This is a genomic window from Mycobacterium branderi (assembly GCF_010728725.1).
GTDB lineage: Bacteria > Actinomycetota > Actinomycetes > Mycobacteriales > Mycobacteriaceae > Mycobacterium > Mycobacterium branderi.
The window spans coordinates 1,947,274-1,969,299 of record NZ_AP022606.1 but is presented as its reverse complement, the minus strand read 5'-3'; the positions used below and the strand labels follow the sequence as shown (position 1 = coordinate 1,969,299).

General features: G+C 65.9%; 23 protein-coding genes and 2 pseudogenes. 9 read left to right on the top strand and 16 right to left on the bottom strand.

The features are described 5' to 3' along the window. Window positions 1-861, top strand: a complete 861-nt coding sequence (locus G6N47_RS10155) for a MaoC/PaaZ C-terminal domain-containing protein (protein WP_083131077.1) — start codon at window positions 1-3, stop codon at window positions 859-861. A 26-nt stretch (window positions 862-887) separates the two neighbouring features. Here G6N47_RS10155 and G6N47_RS10150 read toward each other — a convergent pair whose 3' ends face one another. The 7 genes from G6N47_RS10150 to G6N47_RS10120 form a co-directional block, all read right to left on the bottom strand. Further along, window positions 888-1,727 (bottom strand): type IV toxin-antitoxin system AbiEi family antitoxin, encoded by an 840-nt coding sequence (locus G6N47_RS10150; protein ID WP_083131078.1) that lies wholly within the window; start codon window positions 1,725-1,727, stop codon window positions 888-890. A 114-nt stretch (window positions 1,728-1,841) separates the two neighbouring features. Beyond that, on the bottom strand, window positions 1,842-3,002 hold the full coding sequence (locus tag G6N47_RS10145; RefSeq protein ID WP_083131079.1) for a lipid-transfer protein: 1,161 nt from the start codon (window positions 3,000-3,002) through the stop codon (window positions 1,842-1,844). Continuing rightward, window positions 2,989-3,384: a MaoC family dehydratase gene (locus G6N47_RS29300; RefSeq protein WP_083131080.1), complete on the bottom strand. Its 396-nt coding sequence runs from the start codon at window positions 3,382-3,384 to the stop codon at window positions 2,989-2,991. The genes G6N47_RS10145 and G6N47_RS29300 overlap by 14 nt, the downstream gene beginning before the upstream one ends. Continuing rightward, a complete protein-coding gene (locus G6N47_RS10135) occupies window positions 3,381-4,328 on the bottom strand; it encodes a bifunctional MaoC family dehydratase N-terminal/OB-fold nucleic acid binding domain-containing protein (protein ID WP_083131081.1) in 948 nt (315 codons plus the stop codon). The genes G6N47_RS29300 and G6N47_RS10135 overlap by 4 nt, the downstream gene beginning before the upstream one ends. Further along, the gene (gene fadE29 / locus G6N47_RS10130) at window positions 4,325-5,488 is read right to left on the bottom strand and encodes an acyl-CoA dehydrogenase FadE29 (protein WP_083131082.1); all 1,164 of its coding nucleotides are present in this window, start codon (window positions 5,486-5,488) and stop codon (window positions 4,325-4,327) included. Before fadE29 ends, G6N47_RS10135 begins: the two co-directional genes overlap by 4 nt. Then, the gene (locus G6N47_RS10125; RefSeq protein WP_083131244.1) at window positions 5,479-6,486 is read right to left on the bottom strand and encodes an acyl-CoA dehydrogenase family protein; all 1,008 of its coding nucleotides are present in this window, start codon (window positions 6,484-6,486) and stop codon (window positions 5,479-5,481) included. The genes fadE29 and G6N47_RS10125 overlap by 10 nt, the downstream gene beginning before the upstream one ends. Further along, window positions 6,486-7,736: a cytochrome P450 gene (locus G6N47_RS10120; protein WP_083131083.1), complete on the bottom strand. Its 1,251-nt coding sequence runs from the start codon at window positions 7,734-7,736 to the stop codon at window positions 6,486-6,488. Before G6N47_RS10120 ends, G6N47_RS10125 begins: the two co-directional genes overlap by 1 nt. 118 nt (window positions 7,737-7,854) lie before the next feature. On the opposite strand from G6N47_RS10120, the gene G6N47_RS10115 reads away from it, so the two are divergent. Genes G6N47_RS10115 through G6N47_RS10105 form a run of 3 tightly spaced genes read left to right on the top strand, consistent with a single transcriptional unit; the run spans window position 7,855 to window position 9,842 of the window. Beyond that, window positions 7,855-9,015: a steroid 3-ketoacyl-CoA thiolase gene (locus tag G6N47_RS10115; RefSeq protein WP_083131084.1), complete on the top strand. Its 1,161-nt coding sequence runs from the start codon at window positions 7,855-7,857 to the stop codon at window positions 9,013-9,015. Next, complete coding sequence (locus tag G6N47_RS10110) at window positions 9,015-9,380, top strand: nuclear transport factor 2 family protein (RefSeq protein WP_083131085.1); 366 nt, start codon at window positions 9,015-9,017, stop codon at window positions 9,378-9,380. The genes G6N47_RS10115 and G6N47_RS10110 overlap by 1 nt, the downstream gene beginning before the upstream one ends. Window positions 9,381-9,389: 9 nt before the next feature. Beyond that, window positions 9,390-9,842 carry a nitroreductase family deazaflavin-dependent oxidoreductase gene (locus G6N47_RS10105; protein WP_083131086.1) on the top strand — a complete coding sequence of 151 codons (453 nt, stop codon included), beginning with the start codon at window positions 9,390-9,392 and terminating at the stop codon, window positions 9,840-9,842. Window position 9,843: 1 nt separating this feature from the next. On the opposite strand, the gene G6N47_RS10100 is transcribed toward G6N47_RS10105, so the two are convergent. After that, on the bottom strand, window positions 9,844-10,755 hold the full coding sequence (locus G6N47_RS10100; RefSeq protein ID WP_083131087.1) for an SDR family oxidoreductase: 912 nt from the start codon (window positions 10,753-10,755) through the stop codon (window positions 9,844-9,846). 14 nt (window positions 10,756-10,769) lie between these two features. Then, the gene (locus G6N47_RS10095) at window positions 10,770-11,549 is read right to left on the bottom strand and encodes an SDR family oxidoreductase (RefSeq protein WP_083131088.1); all 780 of its coding nucleotides are present in this window, start codon (window positions 11,547-11,549) and stop codon (window positions 10,770-10,772) included. A gap of 55 nt (window positions 11,550-11,604) precedes the next feature. On the opposite strand from G6N47_RS10095, the gene echA20 reads away from it, so the two are divergent. From echA20 to ipdC, 4 genes are read left to right on the top strand one after another with little or no spacing between them, the layout of a single operon-like run. Beyond that, window positions 11,605-12,348, top strand: coding sequence for a (7aS)-7a-methyl-1,5-dioxo-2,3,5,6,7,7a-hexahydro-1H-indene-carboxyl-CoA hydrolase (gene echA20 / locus G6N47_RS10090; protein ID WP_083131089.1), 744 nt, complete (start codon window positions 11,605-11,607; stop codon window positions 12,346-12,348). Next, window positions 12,345-13,223, top strand: coding sequence for a cholesterol ring-cleaving hydrolase subunit IpdA (gene ipdA, locus G6N47_RS10085; protein ID WP_083131090.1), 879 nt, complete (start codon window positions 12,345-12,347; stop codon window positions 13,221-13,223). Before echA20 ends, ipdA begins: the two co-directional genes overlap by 4 nt. Then, window positions 13,220-13,963 carry a cholesterol ring-cleaving hydrolase subunit IpdB gene (gene ipdB / locus G6N47_RS10080; RefSeq protein ID WP_083131091.1) on the top strand — a complete coding sequence of 248 codons (744 nt, stop codon included), beginning with the start codon at window positions 13,220-13,222 and terminating at the stop codon, window positions 13,961-13,963. The genes ipdA and ipdB overlap by 4 nt, the downstream gene beginning before the upstream one ends. Then, the gene (ipdC, locus tag G6N47_RS10075) at window positions 13,960-15,027 is read left to right on the top strand and encodes a (3aS,4S,5R,7aS)-5-hydroxy-7a-methyl-1-oxo-octahydro-1H-indene-4-carboxyl-CoA dehydrogenase (RefSeq protein ID WP_083131092.1); all 1,068 of its coding nucleotides are present in this window, start codon (window positions 13,960-13,962) and stop codon (window positions 15,025-15,027) included. The genes ipdB and ipdC overlap by 4 nt, the downstream gene beginning before the upstream one ends. 3 nt (window positions 15,028-15,030) lie before the next feature. Here ipdC and G6N47_RS10070 read toward each other — a convergent pair. The 3 genes and pseudogenes from G6N47_RS10070 to G6N47_RS10060 form a co-directional block, all read right to left on the bottom strand. Then, window positions 15,031-15,953, bottom strand: a pseudogene (locus G6N47_RS10070) (hypothetical protein). 120 nt (window positions 15,954-16,073) lie between these two features. Continuing rightward, window positions 16,074-16,451 carry a VOC family protein gene (locus tag G6N47_RS10065; protein WP_083131093.1) on the bottom strand — a complete coding sequence of 126 codons (378 nt, stop codon included), beginning with the start codon at window positions 16,449-16,451 and terminating at the stop codon, window positions 16,074-16,076. Continuing rightward, window positions 16,448-17,120, bottom strand: a pseudogene (locus G6N47_RS10060) (DUF899 domain-containing protein). Before G6N47_RS10060 ends, G6N47_RS10065 begins: the two are co-directional and overlap by 4 nt. Before the next feature lie 584 nt (window positions 17,121-17,704). Here G6N47_RS10060 and G6N47_RS10055 point away from each other — a divergent pair. Then, window positions 17,705-18,274, top strand: coding sequence for a TetR/AcrR family transcriptional regulator (locus tag G6N47_RS10055; RefSeq protein ID WP_083131094.1), 570 nt, complete (start codon window positions 17,705-17,707; stop codon window positions 18,272-18,274). Between the two features lie 78 nt (window positions 18,275-18,352). On the opposite strand, the gene fadA6 is transcribed toward G6N47_RS10055, so the two are convergent. Genes fadA6 through ipdE1 form a run of 4 tightly spaced genes read right to left on the bottom strand, consistent with a single transcriptional unit; the run spans window position 18,353 to window position 22,013 of the window. Then, a complete protein-coding gene (fadA6, locus tag G6N47_RS10050) occupies window positions 18,353-19,501 on the bottom strand; it encodes a steroid 3-ketoacyl-CoA thiolase FadA6 (protein WP_083131095.1) in 1,149 nt (382 codons plus the stop codon). A gap of 3 nt (window positions 19,502-19,504) precedes the next feature. Next, complete coding sequence (gene kstR2 / locus G6N47_RS10045) at window positions 19,505-20,083, bottom strand: TetR family transcriptional regulator KstR2 (protein ID WP_083131096.1); 579 nt, start codon at window positions 20,081-20,083, stop codon at window positions 19,505-19,507. Beyond that, window positions 20,080-20,868, bottom strand: a complete 789-nt coding sequence (ipdF, locus tag G6N47_RS10040; protein WP_083131097.1) for a (5R,7aS)-5-hydroxy-7a-methyl-1-oxo-2,3,5,6,7,7a-hexahydro-1H-indene-carboxyl-CoA reductase — start codon at window positions 20,866-20,868, stop codon at window positions 20,080-20,082. Before ipdF ends, kstR2 begins: the two co-directional genes overlap by 4 nt. Then, entirely contained in the window at window positions 20,865-22,013 is a 1,149-nt protein-coding gene (gene ipdE1, locus G6N47_RS10035) for an acyl-CoA dehydrogenase IpdE1 (protein ID WP_083131098.1), read from the bottom strand. The genes ipdF and ipdE1 overlap by 4 nt, the downstream gene beginning before the upstream one ends. Between the last annotated feature and the right edge of the window lie 13 nt (window positions 22,014-22,026).

The window sequence follows — 22,026 nt, the reverse complement described above, 5'->3', positions numbered from 1 at the left end:
ATGCCGATCAATCCGGACGTCGCGCTGGGCGCCGAGTTCGGCGACGTCGAATTCTCGTGGACAGCAAGCAATGTGCAGCTCTACAACCTCGCGCTGGGGGCGGGCGCAGACCCGCTTGATCCCCGCGAGTTGAGCTACGTGATAGATCACAAGCCGCAGGTGCTGCCCACCTTCGGCTGCGTGGCGGCGTCCTTCAACGACATCGAGCCGCCGAAGGTCAGTTGGCCGGGCGTCGACATCGACCTCGCCAAAATTCTGCACGCCTCCGAGCAGGTGAGCGTGCCTGCGCCGTTGCCGCCGTCGGGCAGTGCCCGCGCCGTGAGCCGGATCGTCGAGGTGTGGGACAAGGGCAAGGCCGCGGTCGTCGTGCTGGAAACGTCGGTGACCGCCTTGGACGGGTCGCCGCTGTGGACGCAGCGACGCTCGATTTTCGCCCGCGGCGAAGGCGGATTCGGCGGTGAGCGCGGACCGTCAACGTCGGTTGCCGCGCCCGAGCGGGCACCGGATGTGGAGCTGGAGCTTCCGACGCTGCCGCAGCAGGCGCTGCTCTACCGACTGTGCGGGGACCGCAATCCGCTGCACTCCGATCCTGAATTCGCCGCTGCCGCAGGCTTTCCTAAGCCGATCCTGCACGGGCTGTGCACCTTCGGCATCACCTGTAAGGCGATCGTCGACGCCTGTCTGGACAGCGACGTCAGCCGGGTGGCCTCCTACGGTGCGCGCTTCGCGGGCGTGGTGTTTCCCGGTGAGACGTTGCTGGCGCGGCTGTGGCGCGACGACGGTCGCGTCGTAGGCGACGTGGTGGTGCCCGAACGCGATGGCAGCGCCGCATTGTCCGGCGTCGAATTGGTCACCGCCTAGCTTTGCCGCCGAGCGCGAAGTTAGGTTCACGCTCGTTGGGCTAACGCGGTGCGGACCCGACGGATGATGTCCGGTTCTCGGTCACCGGCCAGCACCCGAATGACGATCCAGCCGCAGCGGTGTAGCTTCTCCTGGCGTTTGACATCCCAGTTGTAGCGGATGCGGTCTTTGCGATGCTGTTCGCCGTCGTACTCGGCAGCCACCTTCACCTTGGGCCACCCCATGTCAAGGCGGGCGAACACGTCCCCGAAGTCGTCGTGGACCAGAATTTGGGTCTGCGGTCTGGGTAGCCCTGCCTGAATCAGGATGACACGCAGCCAGCTTTCCTTCGGCGACTCTGCGCCGGCATCGACCAGATCGAGTGACGCCTTCCCGCGTGCAATCCCGCGGCGACCACTGGAGCGCCGCAGGATTGCCTGCACATCTACGTCTTTGATCTCGGCGGCCCGAGCCAGTGCGTCAATGCCGGCCACGGCCGGGATTGTTGGATGCCAGCAGGCCAAATCAACCGCTGTCCGGGCAGGGGTGGTCACGGGCACACCGCCCACTATCTGGATTTCGTCGGGCAGCAGACGATCACTACGTACGTGCAGCCCGGGCAGCCGATGGCGGTTGTCGTGGATGAGTTCGGCGGGTTCTGCAGCATCCACCCATTCGCTGCCATGGAGTGCCGCCGCCGAGAAGCCCGCGACCACGCCGCGCCGTCGCGACCACAGCCACGCCGCCTTGGCACGGTCGGCGGCGGTGATGTCGATGTCTTTGGCAACATAGACATTTCGAAACAGCCGCGTGTGGCATGCAGTCAGCTGACCCTTGGTCAACGCGCCCGCCGAGAGGGCCTCGCTGCCGATGAATGGTCCCGCCATCGCGGCAGACTCGCACAAGCCGCACGGAGCGTCACTTCACCCGTCGAATGTGAGCTTAGGTTCACACTTAACCGCCAGTGTGAACCTAAGTTCACGCTCGGCCGAAAGCGGGGGTCAGCCCAGGATCAGGCCCGACGTGGGCACACCAGTGCCGGCCGTCACGAGCACGTGCTCGACGCCGTCGACCTGGTTCACCGAGGTGCCGCGCAATTGCCGCACACCCTCGGCGATTCCGTTCATGCCGTGAATGTACGCCTCGCCGAGCTGCCCGCCGTGCGTGTTGATCGGCAGCCGTCCGCCGATCTCGATCGCGCCGTCGGCGATAAAGTCCTTGGCCTCTCCCCAGCCGCAGAAACCCAACTCCTCCAACTGGATCAGCGTGAACGGCGTGAAATGGTCGTAGAGCACGGCGGTTTGGATGTCCGCAGGCTTGAGTCCCGATTGCGCCCACAGCTGCTTGCCGACGAGACCCATCTCGGGCAGGCCATCGAGCTCGGGCCGGTAGTAGCTGACCATCGTGTACTGGTCGGGGCTGGAGCCCTGCGCCGCGGCCTCGATAACTGCCGGCCGGTGCTTGAGGTCCTTCGCCCGCTCGACCGACGTCACCACGATCGCGACCGCGCCGTCGGTCTCCTGGCAGCAGTCCAGCAGCCGCAGCGGCTCGGCGATCCACCGCGAATTCTGGTGATCCTCAATGGTGATCGGCTTTTCGTAGAAGTAGGCCTTGGGATTCTTGGCTGCGTGCTTGCGGTCGGCCACCGAGATGGCGCCGAAGTCGCGGCTGGTTGCACCCGACAGATGCATGTAGCGCTTGGCGATCATCGCTACCTGCGCCGCGGGTGTGGACAGGCCGTGCGGATACGAGAACGAGTTGTCGACGCCGGTGGAGTCGGCGTTCTCGGTCAGCCGGGTCTGCACCTGGCCGAACCGCATGCCAGAGCGTTCGTTGAACGCGCGGTAAGCGACAACACAATCCGCGACCCCGGTGGCGACAGCCATCGCGGCCTGCTGGATGGTTGCGCACGCCGCGCCGCCGCCATAGTGGATCTTCGAGAAGAACTTCAGCTCACCGATTCCGGCCGCCCGGGCGACGGCCACCTCGGTGTTGGTGTCCATCGTGAAGGTGGTCAGCCCGTCGACATCGGAAGGACTCAGCCCGGCATCGTCGAGCGCGTCTTGGACTGCCTCGGCCGCCAAGCGCAACTCGCTGCGCCCGGAGTTCTTCGAAAAGTCGGTGGCGCCGATCCCGACGATCGCGGCCTTACCGGACAACATCAGGGGCCTCCAAAGTAGCGGTGGCAATGACGTGGTCGCCAAGGCTGTTGCGGCCCACCACTTTCACGGTGATCAGGTCGTCATCGACTGCGGTGACCTCACCGGAGAACGTCACGGTGTCGTAGGCATACCACGGCACACCCAGTCGCAACCCGATCGACTTGATGACCGCCGACGGGCCTGCCCAGTCGGTGATGTAGCGCTGCACCAGACCCGTATCGGTGAGAATGTTGACGAAAATGTCTTTGGAGCCCTTGGCCTGCGCCTTGTCCCGGTCGTGGTGGACATCCTGAAAGTCTCGGGTGGCCAGCGCGGTCGACACGATGAACGTCGGGTCGCCATACAGCTTGAGCTCCGGCAGTGTCGTGCCTACCGCTGTCATGCGTCCGGCTCCCACGCGTACAGCGTCCAGGCAGGCCCCGATTCCGTTTCCGGGAAGTCGATATACGTTGCCCGCACCGGCATTCCGATCTCGACACGCGACGGGTCGACCCCGCGCAGCTCGCCGAGCATCCGCACTCCCTCCTCGAGTTCGACCAGCGCGATGACGAACGGCAGCGTTCGGCCGGGCACCTTCGGCGCGTGGTGCACCACGAAGCTGAACACGGTGCCCTTGCCGCTGGCCACCACATAGTCGATGGGTGCCGTTTTGTCCTGCCAGACTGCGGGTACCGGCGGGTGCTGCAGACTGCCGTCGGCGCGCTTCTGAATCCGCAATTCGTGCGCGTTGACGCCGTCCCAGAAGAACTGCGTGTCTTTCGACGACGACGGTCGCATCATCGCAGCCGGGTCGAGGTCATCGGGCACCGTCGGCTTGTCGGCATCGCGTGGACGGAATTTCAGGATGCGCCAATTCATTTCGGCGACGTCCTCGTCGCCGACCTGCCAGGTGATGTGCTGGTTGATGAAATACCCTTCGCCCAGCGCCGTCTGCTTGGGACCGATCACGTCGGTGAGTTCGGCGCTGACGCTGACCTCTTCGCCGGGCCGCAAATACCGGTGATAGGTCTGCTCGCAGTTGGTCGCGACGACGCCGACATAGCCTGCGTCGTCGAACAACTCGATAATGCGGCCCAACGGATCGTCGTCCGGCCGGACGCCGCCCAGCCCCATCATCGTCCACACCTGGATCATCGCCGGCGGCGCGACGATCCCGGGGTGCCCTGCGGCCTTCGCCGCCTCCTCGTCGACGTAGATCGGGTTCGCATCGCCCATCGCGTCGACCCAGTGGTGGATCATCGGCAGGTTCACCGGATCCCGGCCCAGGCGCGGCTTGCTGCGACCGGCCGCCTTCACTTGCTCGACGGCCTGTTGGATGTCGGTCATCGCGGTACCCTCGGCACCTTGAGACCCGAGGCCGCGATCATTTCCCGCATCACTTCGTTCACCCCACCGCCGAACGTGATCACCAGGTTGCGCTTGGTCTGGGAGTCCAGCCAGCTCAGCAGCTCCGCGGTCTCCGGCTCGGCAGGATTGCCGTACCTGCCGACGATTTCCTCGGCAAGCCGACCGACATACTGAACCCGTTCGGTACCAAAGACTTTGGTGGCAGCGGCGTCGGCCACGTTGATGTCCTCACCCGCGGCGGCGACCTGCCAGTTGAGCAACTCGTTGATCCGCCAGATCGAATGAATCTCGCCCAGCGCGCGCTTGACGTCGTCGTGGTCGATCGGCGTCACACCGTTACCGCCCGGCTTGGACGCCCACGCGTGGACGCGGTCGTAGATGCTGGCGAACCGTCCGGCCGGGCCGAGCATCACCCGCTCGTTGTTGAGCTGGGTGGTGATCAGCCGCCAGCCGCCGTTCTCCTCACCGACCAGCATGTCGGCGGGCACCCGCACGTCGTTGTAGTAGGTGGCATTGGTGTGGTGGGCGCCGTCGGACAGGATGATCGGCGTCCACGAGTAACCGGGATCCTTGGTGTCGATGATCAGGATCGAAATGCCCTTGTGCTTCACCGCATCCGGGTCGGTACGACACGCCAGCCAGATGTAGTCGGCGTCGTGCGCACCGGTGGTGAAGATCTTCTGTCCGTTGACGATGTACTCGTCGCCGTGCCGAACAGCGGTGGTGCGCAACGACGCCAGGTCGGTGCCCGCCTCCGGCTCGGTGTAGCCGATCGCGAAGTGCACCTCACCGGCCAGGATCGCCGGCAGGAACTTCTTCTTCTGCATCTCGCTGCCGTACATCTGCAGAGTAGGCCCGACGGTCTGCAGCGTCACCGCGGGCAGCGGCACGTCGGCACGATGGGCTTCGTTGACGAAGATCTGCTGCTCGATCGGGCCGAAACCCAGGCCGCCGAACTCCTTTGGCCATCCCACCCCGAGCTTGCCGTCGCGGCCCATCCGCCGGATCACCGCACGGTACGCCTCGTTGTGCCGATCGGACTCCATCGCCTTGCGCTCTTCGGGCAAGATCAGATTCGAAAAGTATTGCCGCAGCTCGGCTTGCAGCTGCCGCTGCTCCGGCGTCAGATCTACGAACATTGCGCTCCCACGAGGTCTAAGCGATGCGACGGCCCGCCCAACAACCGGGTCAGGTCCTTGATCGTGGAGTAGTACCGCGGCATCGGATAGGTGATGTCCATGCCCATCCCGCCGTGCAAGTGGTGGCAGATCTGCATCACCGGCGGCGCCTGCGAGGTGATCCAGTAGCCGAGCACGTCGAGGTCGTCATCGGCGTCGCGGCCCTCCGCCAGTCGCCAAACAACGGACGTCGACGCCAAATCGATGGTCCGCGAAGCGATGTAGACCTCCGCGAGCTGCGCGGCAACCGTCTGGAACGTCGAGAGCGGCTTGCCGAACTGGTGCCGGTTGGCCACGTAGTCGGCGGTAAGCCGCAACGCGCCGGCCACCAGGCCGGCCGCGTAAGCACCGATGGCCGCCAGCGCAAGCTGGTTCACCCGATGCGCGCTCGCCCCGTCCAGCACACCGTCGACCTGTGCATCCACAAACGTCACCGCGTACTCGTCGGATCCGTTGGAGGTCGGGGTGCGCACCAGTTGCACACCCTCGGCTTTCGGGGAGATGACGACGACGGCGTTGTCGGCCGTCACGAGCATCCACTCGGCCTGCTCGGCATACCCGACACCGATCTTGGTGCCCGACAACCGGTTACCGGACAGCGTGACAGCCGGCCGCTCCGGCAGCGCTGCGCCGGGTTCGTTGAACGCCGCCGTGAGAATCGATCCCTTGGCCAGGCCGGCGAGGTAACGATCCTGCTGTTCGTCGGACGCCAGGTCCAGCAGCGGCACGGCGCCGAGTCCGAGGCTGGCCAGGGCGGGCCCGACGAAGCCGCGGCGGCCGATCTCGGTCAGTGCCGTGGCGACCTCGGCCAAGCCGACGCCGTCCCCGCCGAGGCGTTCCGGCACCGGCAACGCCGTCACACCGCCGGAAACCAATGCGTCCCAGCTCAAATCGCGGTCCAGCACCGACGTGACCACGTCGGCGACAGCCTGCTGCGCCGGGTCGAGGGTGAAATCCATCAGTGCACCACCGGGCATTTACCGGTGTAGTCGACCTGCCAGTGTTTGATGCCGTTAAGCCACCCGGACCGCAGCCGCTCGGGTGTCGAAAGCGGTTTGAGGTCAGGCATGTGGTCGGCGACTGCGTTAAAGATCAAGCTGATGGTCATCCGGGCCAGGTTAGCGCCGATGCAGTAGTGCGCCCCGGTGCCGCCGAAGCCGACATGCGGATTGGGGTTGCGCAGGATGTTGAACGTGAACGGATCCTCGAAGACTTCTTCGTCAAAGTTGGCCGAGCGGTAGAACATCACCACCCGCTGGCCCTTCTTGATCTGCACACCGGAGAGCTCGTAGTCCTCCAGAGCGGTGCGCTGGAACGCGGTGACCGGGGTGGCCCAACGGACGATCTCGTCGGGCGCCGTCTCCGGGCGCTCCCTCTTGAACAGCTCCCATTGGTCGGGGTTTTCCGCGAACGCGATCATGCCGAGCGTGATGGAGTTGCGGGTGGTTTCGTTGCCGGCGACCGCAAGCATCACCACGAAGAACCCAAATTCGTCGTCGGAGAGCTTCTCGCCGTCGATGTCGGCCTGAATCAACTGGGTGACAATGTCTTCCCCAGGGTCCTTGGCGCGCTCCTCGGCCATCTTCATCGCGTACATGATCAGCTCGGCCGACGACATCTGCGGGTCGATGTGGGCGTACTCGGGATCCTCGTTGCCCGTCATCTCGTTGGACCAGCGGAAGATCTTGTCCCGATCATCCTGCGGAACGCCCAGCAAGCCGGCGATGGCCTGCAACGGCAGCTCACACGACACCTGCTCAACGAAGTCACCTGTTCCGGCAGCCGCGGCGGTCTTGGCGATGTTCTGCGCGCGGGCATCGAGTTCGTCGCGCAACCGTCCGATGGCGCGCGGCGTGAAACCACGCGAGATGATCTTGCGCAGCCGGGTGTGATGCGGCGCGTCCATGTTGAGCATGACGTTGCGTTGCAGGTCGATTTGCTCTCGCGTCATCGTGTGCGGCCAGACCGGGATGGCGCAGTCCTGCTGAGAAGAGAAGACGTCGCTGCGGACGGAGATCTCCTTGACGTCCTTGTGCTTGGTGATCGCCCAATAGCCCTTGTCCCCGAAGCCGCCGGTCCCGCCGGGGACGTCCACCCAGAAGATGGGCTGCGAGCGGCGCAGCTCGGCAAGCTCCTTGACCGGCAGGCCCTTGACGTTCACATCAGGATCGAGGAAGTCGAACCCGGGGGCAAGATTAGGGGTAGGCATCGCTGGCTCCTCATTGCAACGTGTTCTAGTGCCAGTAAAACACGGCTCCACCGCAGACCAAAAGGTGTGAACGCATCCTCGCTTGGCATAGCAATAAAACGTGTTCTAGCCTGACCGCATGGGTAACCCGGTAATCGTTGAAGCCACCCGCAGCCCGATCGGTAAACGAAACGGCTGGTTGTCGGGGCTGCATGCCACCGAGCTGCTGGGGTCGGTGCAAAAGGCCCTAGTACAGAAAGCGGGCATCGACGCCGGCGCCGTCGAGCAGCTGATCGGCGGCTGCGTCACGCAGTATGCCGAGCAGTCCAACAACATCACCCGCACGTCGTGGCTGACCGTCGGGTTGCCCGAGCAGGTCGGCGCCACCACCGTCGACTGCCAGTGCGGCAGCGGCCAGCAGGCCAACCACTTGATCGCCGGGCTGATCGCGGCCGGCGCCATCGACATCGGCATCGCCTGCGGGATCGAGGCGATGAGCCGCGTCGGGCTGGGCGCCAACGCTGGCCCGGACCGCAACTGGCGCGCCGAATCGTGGGACATCGACCTGCCCAACCAGTTCGAGGCCGCCGAGCGCATCGCCAAGCGCCGCAGCATCACACGTCAAAACATCGACGAGTTCGGGCTCCAGTCCCAGCTCAAGGCCAAGCGGGCCTGGGACGAGGGCCGCTTCGACCGGGAGATCTCGCCGATCGAGGCGCCGGTGCTCGACGAGCAGAAGCAGCCGACCAGCGAGCGGCACATGGTCAGCCGCGACCAAGGCCTGCGGGACACCACGCTGGAGGGCCTGGCAGCGTTGAAGCCGGTGCTCGACGGCGGTATCCACACCGCGGGTACCTCGTCGCAGATCTCCGACGGCGCGGCCGCGGTGCTGTGGATGGACGAGGACAAGGCGAAGGCGCTCGGCTTGCGGCCGCGGGCCCGCATCGTCAGCCAGGCGCTGGTCGGCGCCGAGCCCTACTACCACCTGGACGGCCCGGTGCAGTCGACCGCGAAGGTGCTGGAGAAGGCCGGCATGAAGATGGGCGACATCGACATCACCGAGATCAACGAGGCGTTCGCGTCGGTGGTGTTGTCCTGGGCGCGGGTGCACGAAGCCGACATGGACCGGGTCAACGTCAACGGCGGCGCGATCGCGCTGGGCCATCCGGTGGGGTGCACCGGCAGTCGGCTGATCACCACCGCGCTGCACGAGCTGGAGCGCTCCGATCAGAGCACCGCGCTGATCACCATGTGCGCGGGCGGGGCCCTGTCGACGGGCACCATCATCGAGCGCATCTAGTGGTTTCCGACGACGACCGCATTGCCGCGGCGCAGGCCTATATCGACGCGCTGGTCAGCCACGACGCCGACGCTGTTCCATTCGCGCCGGGCTGTGTGCGGATCGAGCAGGGCATCAAGACGGGATTTTCCGGAAACCACTTGCGGCGCAGCCTGAATCGCGGCCCGCAATTCCGGTTGATCGAGGCCACCACGCTGCCGCAGTTCAGCGTCGACGGCGATTCTGTGCGGGCACGGTTCGACGTGATCACCAAGCCGTCGTTCTTGGGTCGACGGGTGTGTGCGCACGTCGACGAGACGTTTGTCATCCCGGATGGCAAAATCCACCACATCCGGGCCCAACTCCGCCCGTTCATCCAGCGATAGGGATTACCGATGGCCAATCCGCCGCGCGCACTCAACTCCGCCGGCACAGGCGTCTTCATCAAATGGATGTCGCGCACCAACGCATGGCTGTACAAGGCGACCGGCGGCAAGCTGGGCGGCAAGTTCCTCCAGGGAGCGCCGGTCGCGTTGTTGACGACGGTCGGCCGCAAGTCTGGCCAGCCGCGGGTAAGTCCGCTGCTCTACCTGCGCGACGGCGACCGCATCGTGCTGGTTGCGTCGCACGGCGGCCGCGCCAGCAACCCGATGTGGTATCTCAATCTCAAAGCCAATCCCAAGGTTTCGGTTCAGATCAAAAAAGAGGTGCTCGACCTCACCGCGCGCGACGCCACCGAGGAAGAGCGCGCAAAGTACTGGCCTTCGTTGGTCGAGATGTACTCGTCGTTCGAGGACTACCAGTCGTGGACCGACCGGACCATCCCGATCGTCATCTGCGAGCCCTGAGCTAGGACCCAGCTCCGTAGACCGGGACCGGCGGCCGCGACTTGGCCAGCAGATCGGCGACGACGGGCCCGAGTTCGGCCGGATCCCACTTCGCGCCCTTGTCGACCTGCGGGCCGTGTGCCCAGCCCTCGGCGACGCGAATGATGCCGCCCTCGACCTCAAAGACCTTGCCGGTGACGTCTTTCGACTCGCTGCTACCCAGCCAAACCACAAGCGGTGAAACGTTTTCCGGCGCCATCGCGTCGAAGCCCTGGTCGGGCTTGGCCATCATCTCCGCGAACACCGTCTCGGTCATGCGGGTACGAGCCGACGGTGCGATCGCGTTGACGGTGACGCCGTACCGGCCCATCTCCGCGGCGCCGACGAGCGTCAGCGCGGCGATGCCGGCCTTGGCGGCGCTGTAGTTGCCCTGCCCGACGCTGCCCTGCAGGCCCGCACCGGAGCTGGTGTTGATGATCCGTGCGTCAACGGTTTCGCCGGCCTTGGACAGCCCGCGCCAATACGACGCGGCGTGCCGCATCGTGGCGAAGTGTCCCTTGAGATGTACGGCGACGACGGCGTCGAACTCCTCCTCGCTGGTGTTGGCGATCATCCTGTCCCGCACAATGCCGGCGTTGTTCACCACGACGTCCAGGCCACCGAAGGTGTCGACGGCTTTTGCAATCAGGTTGCCCGCCTGGTTCCAGTCCGCGACGTTGGAGCCGTCGGCAACGGCTTCGCCACCGGCAGCGGTGATCTCGTCGACCACGCTCTGCGCGGCGCTGCCGCCGCTGGCCGGCGAACCGTCCAGGCCGACCCCGATATCGTTGACCACGACGCGCGCGCCCTCGGCCGCGAAGGCCAGCGCATGCTCGCGGCCAATGCCGCCGCCGGCTCCGGTGACGATCACGACTCGGCCGTCGACCACTCCCATAGCTTTGTCTCCCTCTACTTGATCGCGCTCGCGTTCGTTGTGGCCAGATAGTGCGGCGGTTCGCCGCCTCCGTGCACCTCTAACGATGCACCGCTGATGTATGCTGCCGCGTCCGATGCCAAAAACGCTGCGGCCCAACCGACATCCTCCGGTTTGGCCAGCCGGCCCAGCGGCACGTTCTTCGAGATCGCGGCGATCGACTCGGCGTCGCCGTAGAACAGGTCGGCCTGTTCGGTTTCGACCATGCCGACCACGCATGCGTTCACCCGGACCTTGGGCGCCCATTCGACGGCCAGCGTCTGGGTGAGGCTTTCCAGGCCGGCCTTGGCCGCCCCGTATGCGCCAGTGCCCGGGGACGGCCGGCGACCGCTGAGGCTGCAGATGTTGACGATCGCGCCGCCGTGTTGCTGGTTTTGCATCTTCTCGTTAGCGCACTGCGAAACCAACAGCGCGCCAATGAGGTTCAGCTCGATGATCTTGCGGTTGAATTTCGGGCTGGATTCCGCGGTCAGCACGTACGGGGATCCGCCGGCGTTGTTGACGACGACGTCCAGCCGGCCGTGGCGGTCGACGATCGTATTGATCAGCGCTTGGACGGCCTCGTCGTCGCGGATGTCGCAGCTGTGGAACTCATAGGGCAGGCCCTCGACGGCGCGGCGCGCACAGGTCACCACCGTCGCGCCCTGGCCGGCGAAAACCGAGCTGATGCCGGCGCCGACCCCCCGGACGCCGCCGGTCACCAGCACCACCCGGCCGGACAATCCCAGATTGAGCCCTGCTGCCGCGCCAGTCACTGTGCTAGCGTACCAAGCAAGTGCTTGCTCAGGTAATCGACCCCAGGAAGTGGATATGCCGATCACGTCTCGCACCGTCGAACCGGGCATCGTCGCGGTCACGGTCGACTTTCCGCCGGTCAACGCCATCCCGTCGCATGGTTGGTTCGAACTCGCCGATGCGCTGACCTCCGCCGGCGACGATCCCGACACCCACGCGGTGATCCTGCGCGCCGAGGGCCGCGGCTTCAACGCTGGCGTCGACATCAAGGAGATGCAGCGCACCGAGGGCTACACCGCGTTGATCGACGCCAACCGCGGTTGTTTCGCCGCGTTCCGCGCGGTCTACGAGTGCGCGGTGCCGGTGATCGCCGCCGTCAACGGCTTCTGCGTGGGCGGCGGCATCGGTCTGGTCGGCAACGCCGACGTCATCGTCGCCTCCGACGATGCGACGTTCGGGCTGCCGGAGGTGGAACGCGGAGCGCTGGGCGCGGCGACCCATCTGTCGCGGCTGGTGCCCCAGCACATGATGCGGCGGCTGTTCTTCACCGCCGCCACCGTGGACGCCGCCACCCTGCACCACTTCGGCTCCGTCCACGAGGTGGTACCTCGAGAACAGTTGGACGAGGCCGCATTACGGGTGGCCCGCGACATCGCCGCCAAGGATACCCGGGTGATCCGGGCCGCCAAGGAGGCGCTGAACTTCATCGACGTGCAGCGAGTCAACTCCAGTTACCGCATGGAGCAAGGCTTTACGTTCGAACTCAACCTCGCCGGGGTTTCCGACGAGCACCGCGACGCATTTGTGAAGAAGTCATGAGCGATAAACGGGTTTCTCTCGACGAGGCCGTTGCCGAACTGCGCAGCGGCATGACCATCGGCATCGGCGGTTGGGGGTCACGGCGCAAGCCGATGGCGTTCGTGCGCGCGATTCTGCGTACGGACGTCACGGATTTGACCGTCGTGACCTACGGCGGGCCCGATCTCGGGCTGCTGTGCTCGGCGGGCAAGGTTCGCCGGGTCTACTACGGCTTTGTCTCGCTGGATTCGCCGCCGTTTTACGACCCGTGGTTCGCTCGCGCCCGTACCAGCGGCGCGATCGAGGCCCGGGAGATGGACGAGGGCATGCTGCGCTGCGGGCTACAGGCCGCCGCACAGCGGCTGCCGTTCCTGCCGATCCGCGCCGGCCTGGGCAGCTCCGTGCCGGACTTCTTCGAAGGCGAATTGCAAACAGTCACTTCGCCGTATCCGTCACCTGGTGGTGGGCACGAGACACTGATCGCGATGCCGGCCCTGAACCTGGACGCTGCCTTTGTGCACATGAACCTCGGCGACGCTCGCGGAAATGCGGCCTACACCGGGATCGATCCGTACTTCGACGACCTGTATCTGATGGCCGCCGAGAAGCGTTACCTGTCGGTCGAGCGTCTGGTGTCGACTGAGGAACTGGTCAAGGCGGTGCCGCCGCAGGCGCTCCTGGTCAACCGGATGATGGTCGACGCGGTGGTGGAAGCGCCTTTAGGTGCGCATTTCACCACTGCTGCACCGGATTACGGACGCGACGAGAAATTCCAGCGACACTACGTCGAGGCCGCCGGTACCGAGGAGGGTTGGCGCGACTTTGTGGCGACGTATCTGTCGGGCAGTGAAGCCGACTATCAGGAGGCGGTCCGCAAGTTTGGAGCACAGTCATGATCACCCGAGCCGAAATCTGCGTGACCGCCTGCGCCGAGCTGTTCCGCGATGCCGGCGAGATCATGATCAGCCCGATGACGACGGTGGCGCTGGTCGGCGCCCGCCTGGCCCGGTTGACGTTCTCCCCCGACATTCTGCTGACCGACGGCGAAGCGCAGTTGCTCGCCGATACGCCTGCTTTGGGCGCCGCCGGCGCGATTGAGGGCTGGATGCCGTTCGGCCGGGTGTTCGAGACGCTGGCGTGGGGGCGCCGGCATGTGGTGATGGGCGCCAATCAGGTTGACCGCTATGGCAATCAGAACCTCTCGGCGTTCGGCCCGCTGCAGCACCCGACGCGGCAGATGTTCGGCGTTCGCGGCGCTCCTGGTAACACGATCAACCACTCCACCAGCTACTGGGTGGGCAACCACTCGCCGCGGGTGTTCTGCGACGCCGTCGACGTAGTCTCGGGGATCGGCTACGACAAGATCGACCCCGACAACCCGGCGTTCCGGTTCGTCAACGTACACCGGGTGGTGTCCAATCTTGGCGTGTTCGACTTCGGCGGCCCGGACCATACGATGCGGGCGTTGTCCCTGCATCCGGGCGTCAAGGCCGACGACGTGCGGGAGGCCACGTCGTTCGGGGTGCACGGTCTGTCTGATGCGGAGGAGACCCGACCGCCCGATGTGGACGAACTGCGGCTGATCCGCGAGGTGCTCGACCCGAAATCGTTGCGGGACAAAGAGGTGCGGGTATGAGGTTGCGTACGCCGCTGACCGAGCTGGTGGGCGTCGAGCATCCGGTGGTACAGACCGGGATGGGCTGGGTGGCCGGCGCCCGGCTGGTGTCGGCGACTGCCAACGCCGGCGGGCTGGGAATCCTGGCGTCGGCGACGATGACGTTGGACGAGTTGGCTGTGGCGATCGGCAAGGTCAAGGCGGCCACCGACAAGCCGTTCGGCGTCAACATCCGCGCCGACGCGGCCGACGCGGGCGACCGGGTGGAGTTGATGATTCGTGAGGGCGTCAAGGTGGCGTCGTTCGCGTTGGCGCCTCGCCAGGAGCTGATCACCCGATTGAAAGAGGCCGGCTCCGTGGTGATTCCGTCGGTTGGTCTTGCCAAGCACGCTCGTAAGGTGGCGTCCTGGGGTGCCGACGCGGTGATTGTCCAGGGCGGCGAGGGCGGCGGGCACACGGGCCCAATCGCAACTACCCTGTTGCTGCCGTCGGTGCTTGACGCCGTGGATATTCCGGTGATTGCTGCGGGCGGGTTCTTCGACGGGCGAGGGCTGGCCGCCGCGTTGTGTTACGGCGCGGCCGGCGTGGCGATGGGCACCCGGTTCTTGCTGACGTCGGATTCGACGGTGCCCGAAGCGGTCAAACGGCGTTACCTTGAGGCTGGGCTCGACGGCACGGTGGTGACCACCCGCGTCGACGGCATGCCACATCGCGTGCTGCGCACCGGCCTGGTCGAGAAGCTGGAGAGCGGTTCACGGGCAAGGGGTTTCACCGCAGCGGTGCGCAACGCCGCCAAGTTCAAGAAGATGTCGCAGATGACCTGGCCGTCGATGATTCGCGACGGGCTGGCGATGCGCCACGGCAAGGAACTTTCGTGGTCGCAGGTGATCATGGCAGCCAACACCCCGATGCTGCTGAAAGCCGGCCTGGTGGAAGGCAACACCGACGCCGGCGTGTTGGCGTCCGGTCAGGTGGCGGGCATCGTCGAGGACCTGCCGTCGTGCGCGGAGCTCATCCAGACGATTGTTGCCGACGCGATCAAGCACCTACAGGCGGCGTCGTCCCTCATAGAGCCGCGAGTGTGAATATCACGACGCGACACGCCGATCCACCGTCGTAGATTTCACACTCGCGGACCGGCCGGCCCACCCGGCTGCGTACATCGCTGCTTCCACCCGGCCGATGAACGTGGCCTCACGGTAGCGAAGCAGCTCGGCGCTGACCCGGATGATCACCCAGTCCAGGGCGACCAGGGCCCACTGCCGGTCTATGTCGCGCCGTCGCTGCTCCGGATCGGTCCAATGCTGCGGGCCGTCGTACTCGATCCCGACCCGAAGGTCTCGGTAGCCCATATCGACCCGTGCCACGAACTCGCCGTACTCGTCGTAAACCATGATCTGGGTTTCCGGGCGGGGCAGACCGGCGTCGATCAGCGCCAGCCGGGTGCGGGTCTCCTGCGGGGATTCCGCACCGCCGTCGACGAGCGGCAGTACCCGGCGGAGCCGCTTCAGGCCCCGTACGCCGGGGTGTCCGGCGATGACGGCCTCGACTCGACCTCGTCGATGCCGACGGCGGTGGCATTGGCCAGCGCGTCAAGGCGTTGCAGGCTCTGCAGCCGCGACCTGGTTCGCCGGCCGATGTCGAAGGCGGTGCGCGCCGGTCCGGTGACCGCAATCCCGTCGACGGTCACCACCTCGTCCGGCTTCAGGGCGTCGGTGTGTACGACGAGCCTGGGCGGCGGCTTGCGGTTGTCGTGCACCAGCTCGGCGTCGAGGTCCCGGCTCACCCACTTGGCGCCCAGCAGCGCCGCAGCAGAGTTACCGGCGACTACACCCCGACGCCGCGACCACAGCCACGCGGCCTTCGCCCGCTGTAGTCCCGTCAACTCGACGCCCCACGGTGCGTAGACGCCCGGGTAGACCGGTTCGTACAGCGTCCGCATCGCCCGCTCGGGAATCGCTTTGTCGGCCAACGCCTCGGCGCCCAGGAATGGCCAGGGCAACTCCCCCATGGCCGCAGCTTGCCAGCAGCCGGCGAATACTGCGTACGGCCGTCCACAGCGCCCGCGAGTGGGAACCTGACGACGCGACACGCCGTGCTGGCGTCGCCAGATTCCCAGCCGGCGCAGTGATCAGACCTCCACCACCATCAGTGTGTGTCCGGTCGGGTCGCGGAACCAGAACATCGGTGGGACCGGCTCACCCATTCGCGCCACCTGTGCATCGACGTCGACGCCGAGTTCCTTCATCGCCGCATGGGTAGCGTCGATATCGTTGGTGGTCAACGTGATACCGGTATTGGTCGGCTGCACCGGTCCACTGTCCGGCGGGGGCGGAGCGAGCGCGATGCCGGTCGTGCCCTCGGGTGGATAAACCTCGATCCAGCGATAGCCGCCGCCGAAGGGCTGATCGGTTCGCTTCTCGAATCCGAGCGACTCGTAGAACTCCACTGCTTTGTCCTGGTCGGGCGTCGGCACGCACACCAGGCTGATCGTCGTCAGGCCGGTCATCTTGCTCCTTGTGGTTGGGCGCCGTAGGCGCGGGCGATTTCCTCTGAGCTCCCACCCGCTGTAGGTGGGACGCTGGGGCCAGCCGTCCGGGGAATCCTGCCACTCTTCCTGACGGCCGTAGGGCAGGATGTCGATCAACGCGAACGAGTGGCTGAGCTGTTCGGTCCCGCGTCCGTTGGTGTGCCAGGTGCGGTATACCCGATTCCCGTCGCGCAGAAAGACATTGACCGCGAAACCGCCGCCTGGTGGTGCTCCGACATCGGCGCCGAAGGGGCTATTGGCGCTCGAGTACCACGTCATCCGGTTACCCACCCGCCGCTTGTACGCCAGCGCCTCGTCGATTGGCCCCTGCGTGACGATGACGAACCGGGCGTCGTAGCTGTCGAGGAATTCCAGGCGGGTGAACTGCGAGGTGAATCCGGTGCAGCCGGGGCACTGCCATTCCTCGCCGGGAAACCACATGTGGTGGTAGACGATCAGCTGCCGCTTGCCGTCGAATAGGTCGACCAATCGCACCGGTCCGTCCTCGCCGTCCAGCGTGTAGTCCGGCATCTCGACCATCGGCAGGCGTCGTCGTTGCGCGGCGATCGCATCGAGCTCGCGGGTAGCCGCCTTTTCGCGGACGCGTAGGGCATCCAATTCACGCTGCCAGGTTTCCTGGTCGACGATTGGCGGCAATGCGGGTGCGGCATCTTTGGCAAGCTCACCCAGATGGCCTAGTGAGTTCTTCAAATGGTCCGTTGGGAACGGCGGAAATTGGATGTGCTCGCGGAGCGCGCCCGGCACCGCCGACCAGTCGTAGGTCAACGTGACCCGCGTCTGCGACGGACCCAGCGGCGTCAGGTCGTATCGCCAGACCCAGCCGCCGTATTCGATGCTGCCGTCGCCGACCTTGTCTTGTCCCGGTTTCCAGGCGATGGCGCGCGAAGGCTCGAAGACCGTCACCTGGTTGGCCATCTCGTAGGTCCCCACCGGGTGGTTGTCGTGATACATCGCCATCCGGAAGATCTGCCCCACGTCACTCAGTTTCCGGCCGTCGAGTGATTCACGGACCCAACCGGTTCCGTCGATGGCGGCGTGCGTCGTCGGGTCGGCCAGGATCCGAAATACGGTCGCCGCCGACGCATCGACGGTGGCGACCTCGCTGACTACCTCGTCGGTCATGGTGACTCCTCATCGCTATTTGTCATGTTCACGCCGTCAACATTGGTAATGTTCACACCGTACACTTCCGGCCCGAGGAGGGTCAAGAGTTGAGTTACCACCACGGTGATCTGCGCGCGGCATTGGTTGACGCCGGCCTCGAGCTGACCCGCGCGGGTGGGCCGGACGCGCTCACTATCCGGGAAGCGACGCGGCGCGTCGGGGTTTCGCCCAATGCGGCATATCGTCACTTCGCCGACCGGGAAGCATTGCTAGAGGCCGTCGCCACCGCGATCCTGCATCGGATGACAGCACGGATGCGAACCTCGGTGCGCCGACGGGGCCCCACCGAACTGCTGCGCGCCGTCGGTATCGGCTATATCAAGTTCGCGTTGGACGAGCCCGGGTGGTTCGCGGTCGCATTCTTCGGAGCTAGCCAGTCCGACGAAACAGGCAGTGCACCACCGTATCTGGCTTTGACAGAGGCGCTCGATGCCATGGTGGAGGCCGGCGCGCTGTCACCCAAGCAGCGCGACGGCGCCGAGTGGCCATGCTGGTCCGCGGTGCACGGGTTCGCCGAACTGGCCCTGCATGGTCCACTGCGGGGCGCGAGCCGGCGGGAGGTGGATTCGTTGGCGCGCCGCACCGTCGACGACATCATCGCCGGTCTGTCACGATGATCCCCGCCGCGAGTGTGAACCACACGACGCGACACGCCGGTGATGCGTCGCGTGGTTCACACTCGGCGGAGAAGGGGACTACAACCGCTCGATGATCGTGACATTGGCCGTGCCGCCGCCCTCGCACATCGTCTGCAGGCCGTAGCGACCGCCGGTGCGCTCCAACGTGTTGAGCATCGTGGCGAACAGCTTGGCCCCGGTGGCGCCCAGCGGGTGGCCGAGGGCAATCGCGCCGCCGTTGGGGTTCACCTTCTCCGGGTCGGCCTTGATCTCCTTGAGCCAGGCCATCACCACCGGTGCGAACGCCTCGTTGATCTCGACGGTGTCGATGTCGTCGATGGACAGCCCGGTCTTCTCCAGCGCGTAGCGGGTGGCCGGGATCGGGCCCGTCAGCATGAACACCGGGTCGGCGCCGCGGGCGCTGATGTGGTGGATGCGGGCGCGCGGCGTGAGCTTGTGGTCCTTGACCGCCTGTTCAGAGGCCAGCAGCACCGCGCTGGCGCCGTCCGAAATCTGGCTCGCCACAGCGGCGGTCAGCCGCCCGCCCTCCGACAGGGTCTTCAGCGCGGCCATCTTCTCCAGCGACGTCTCGCGCGGGCCCTCGTCGATGCGGAACCCGTCGACGTCGACGATCTCGTTGTCGAAGTGCCCACCACGGATCGCGGCCAGCGCCCGCTGATGGCTGGTCAGCGCGAACTGCTCCATCTCCTCGCGGGAGATGTTCCAGCGCTCGGCGATCAACTCGGCACCGCGGAACTGCGAGATCTCCTGGTCGCCATAGCGGTGCAGCCAGTTCTTCGACTCGTTCGTGGGCGAAGTGAAGCCGAACTCTTTGCCGACCACCATCGCCGACGCGATCGGGATCTGGCTCATGTTCTGCATGCCGCCGGCCAAGATGACGTCGGCGGTCCCCGACATAATCGCTTGTGCGCCAAAGGAAATAGCTTGCTGGCTGGACCCGCATTGCCGGTCGACGGTGACGCCTGGAACCTCCTCCGGGTAGCCGGCCGCCAGCCACGCGTTGCGGCCGATGTTGCCCGCCTGTCCGCCCAGCGCGTCGACGCAACCCACGATCACGTCGTCCACGGCGGCGGGGTCGACGTCGACGCGGCCGAACAATCCGTGAAAGGCAGACACCCCCAAGTCAATTGGATGTACGCCGGCCAGTGATCCATTGCGCTTGCCGACCGCGGTGCGCACCGCGTCGATGACGTACGCCTCTGTCATTTTTCAGACTCCTTCTTTGGTGATTCCGCCCAGCACGATGGCGAGATATTGCCGACCCACCTGTTCGGCGGTGAGCGGTCCGCCGGGGTGATACCAGCGCACCGACACCCAGGTGGTGTCGCGGATGAATCGGTAAACCAGGTCGACGTCGAGGTCGGGCCGAAAATAGCCCTCTTCGATGCCTTGTCGCAGCACCTCGACCCACATCTTGCGCTGTTCTTTGTTGCGTTGCTCGATGTAGGAGAACCGCGGCTGCGACTGCAACCGCTTGGCTTCGTCCTGGTAGATCACGACCTGCGCATGCCGGTGCTCGATCGCGTCGAACGACGCCATGAACAGTCCCTTGAGCCGCTCCAGCGGATTCGGTTCGGTGTCAACGATTTCCTGGTAGCGCGCGAAGAGCCAGTCCAGAAATCCGCGCAGCACCTCGTCGACCATCTCCTCCTTGGAGGAGAAATGGTGATACAGGCTGCCGGACAGGATGCCGGCGCCGTCGGCGATGTCGCGCACTGTGGTCGCGCGTAGGCCTCGTTCGGCCATCATCGTCGCGGCCAGTTCGAGAAGTTCCTCGCGGCGGTTCATGGGTGCTGGCTCGAAACCGAAATCACTTCTCCAGTCAGGTAACTGGAGTAGTCGCTGGCTAGGAAGGCGATCGTGGCCGCCACCTCCCACGGCTCGGCGGCCCGGCCGAACGCCTCCTCGGCCGACAGCCTGTCGAGCAGCTCCGGCGAACTGGTTTTGTCCAGGAATTTGTGCCGCGCGATGCTGGGCGACACCGCATTGATCCGCACGCCGTAGTCGACGGCCTCAATTGCGCTGCACCGGGTCAGTGCCATCACTCCGGCTTTGGCCGCGGCGTAGTGCGCCTGTGAATGCTGTGCCCGCCAACCCAATACACTCGCGTTGTTGACGATTACACCGCCGTGGTCGGCGTCGCGGAAGTACCGCAGCGCCGCCCGGGTGGCGCGAAACACCGACGAGAGCGTGACGTCGAGCACCCGGTCCCATTCTTCGTCGGTCATGTCGACCACCGGGGTCTGCCCGCCGAGGCCGGCGTTGTTGACCAGGACGTCGACGCGGCCCATCCGCGCGTGGGCGGAGGCGAACAGGGCGTCGACCTGCACGCTGGACGTGACGTCGCACAGCACATGCTCGACGCGGCCCAGGCCCAACTTCGACAGTTCGCCGGCGGTGTCGGTGAGGCGTCGTTCGTGGTGGTCGGAGACGACGACGTCGGCGCCCTCGAGCAGCGCACGCCGCGCTGTGGCCGAGCCGATGCCCGTCCCCGCTGCTGCGGTGACGACCACGACCTTGCCCGTCAGAAGACCGTGCCCGTCAATCTCTTTCGGCGCGACCGCTAACGTCATCCTTTGACCTCTCGGGGCAGGCCGAGCACTCGCTCGGCGATGATGTTGCGCTGGATCTCGTTGGAGCCGCCGTAGATCGTGTCGGCCCGGGTGAACAGGTACAGCCGCTGCCACTCGTCGAAGTCGCCGCCGTCCAGCACCATGCCCGCTTTGCCCTGCACCTCCATCGCGATCTCGCCGAGCTCGCGATGCCAGTTGGCCCACAACAGCTTTGACACGTTGTCTTGGCCGGGCTGCTCTACATCCATGGTCGCCAGCGCATACGACCGCATCGCCCGCAGGCCCGCCCATGACCGGGTCAGGCGTTCACGGATCAGCGGATCGTCAACGGCCCCAGTGCGTTTGGCGAGTTCGACAACGCCTTGGAGTTCGCGCGCGTAGACGATCTGCTGGCCGAGCGTCGACACTCCGCGCTCGAAGGTCAGCGTGCCCATCGCCACCCGCCAGCCGTCACCGGGCGCGCCGACCACCAGGTTGGCGTCGGTGCGGGCGTCGTCGAAGAACACCTCGTTGAACTCCGAGTCGCCGGTCAGCTGGACGATCGGACGGATCTGCACGCCCGGTTGATCCAGCGGCACAAGCAGATACGACAATCCGGCGTGGCGCTTCGAGCCCTTCTCGGTGCGCGCCACCACGAAACACCACTGCGCCCAATGCGCCAGCGACGTCCATACCTTCTGGCCGTTGATCACCCATTGGTCGCCGTCGAGCACCGCGGTGGTCGAGACGTTGGCCAGGTCGCTGCCGGCGCCCGGCTCGGAGTAGCCCTGGCACCACAGCTCGGTCACGTCGAGGATCTTGGGCAGGAACCGCTGCTGCTGTTCGGGGGTGCCGAACTCGATCAGCGTCGGCCCGAGCAGCTCCTCGCCGAAATGGTTGACCTTCGCGGGCGCGTTGGCGATCGCGTACTCCTCGTAGAACGCCACCCGGTGCGCGACCGACAGTCCGCGCCCGCCGTGCTCCACCGGCCAGCCCAGACACGTCAAGCCCGCCTTGGCGAGGTGCTGGTTCCAGGCGCGGCGCTCTTCGAACGCCTCATGCTCGCGGCCGGGACCGCCGAGGCCCTTGAGCTTGGCGAACTCACCGACCAGGTTCTCGGCCAGCCAATCGCGGACCTCGGCCCGGAACTCCTCGACGTCCTGCATCCCTGTAGGCTAA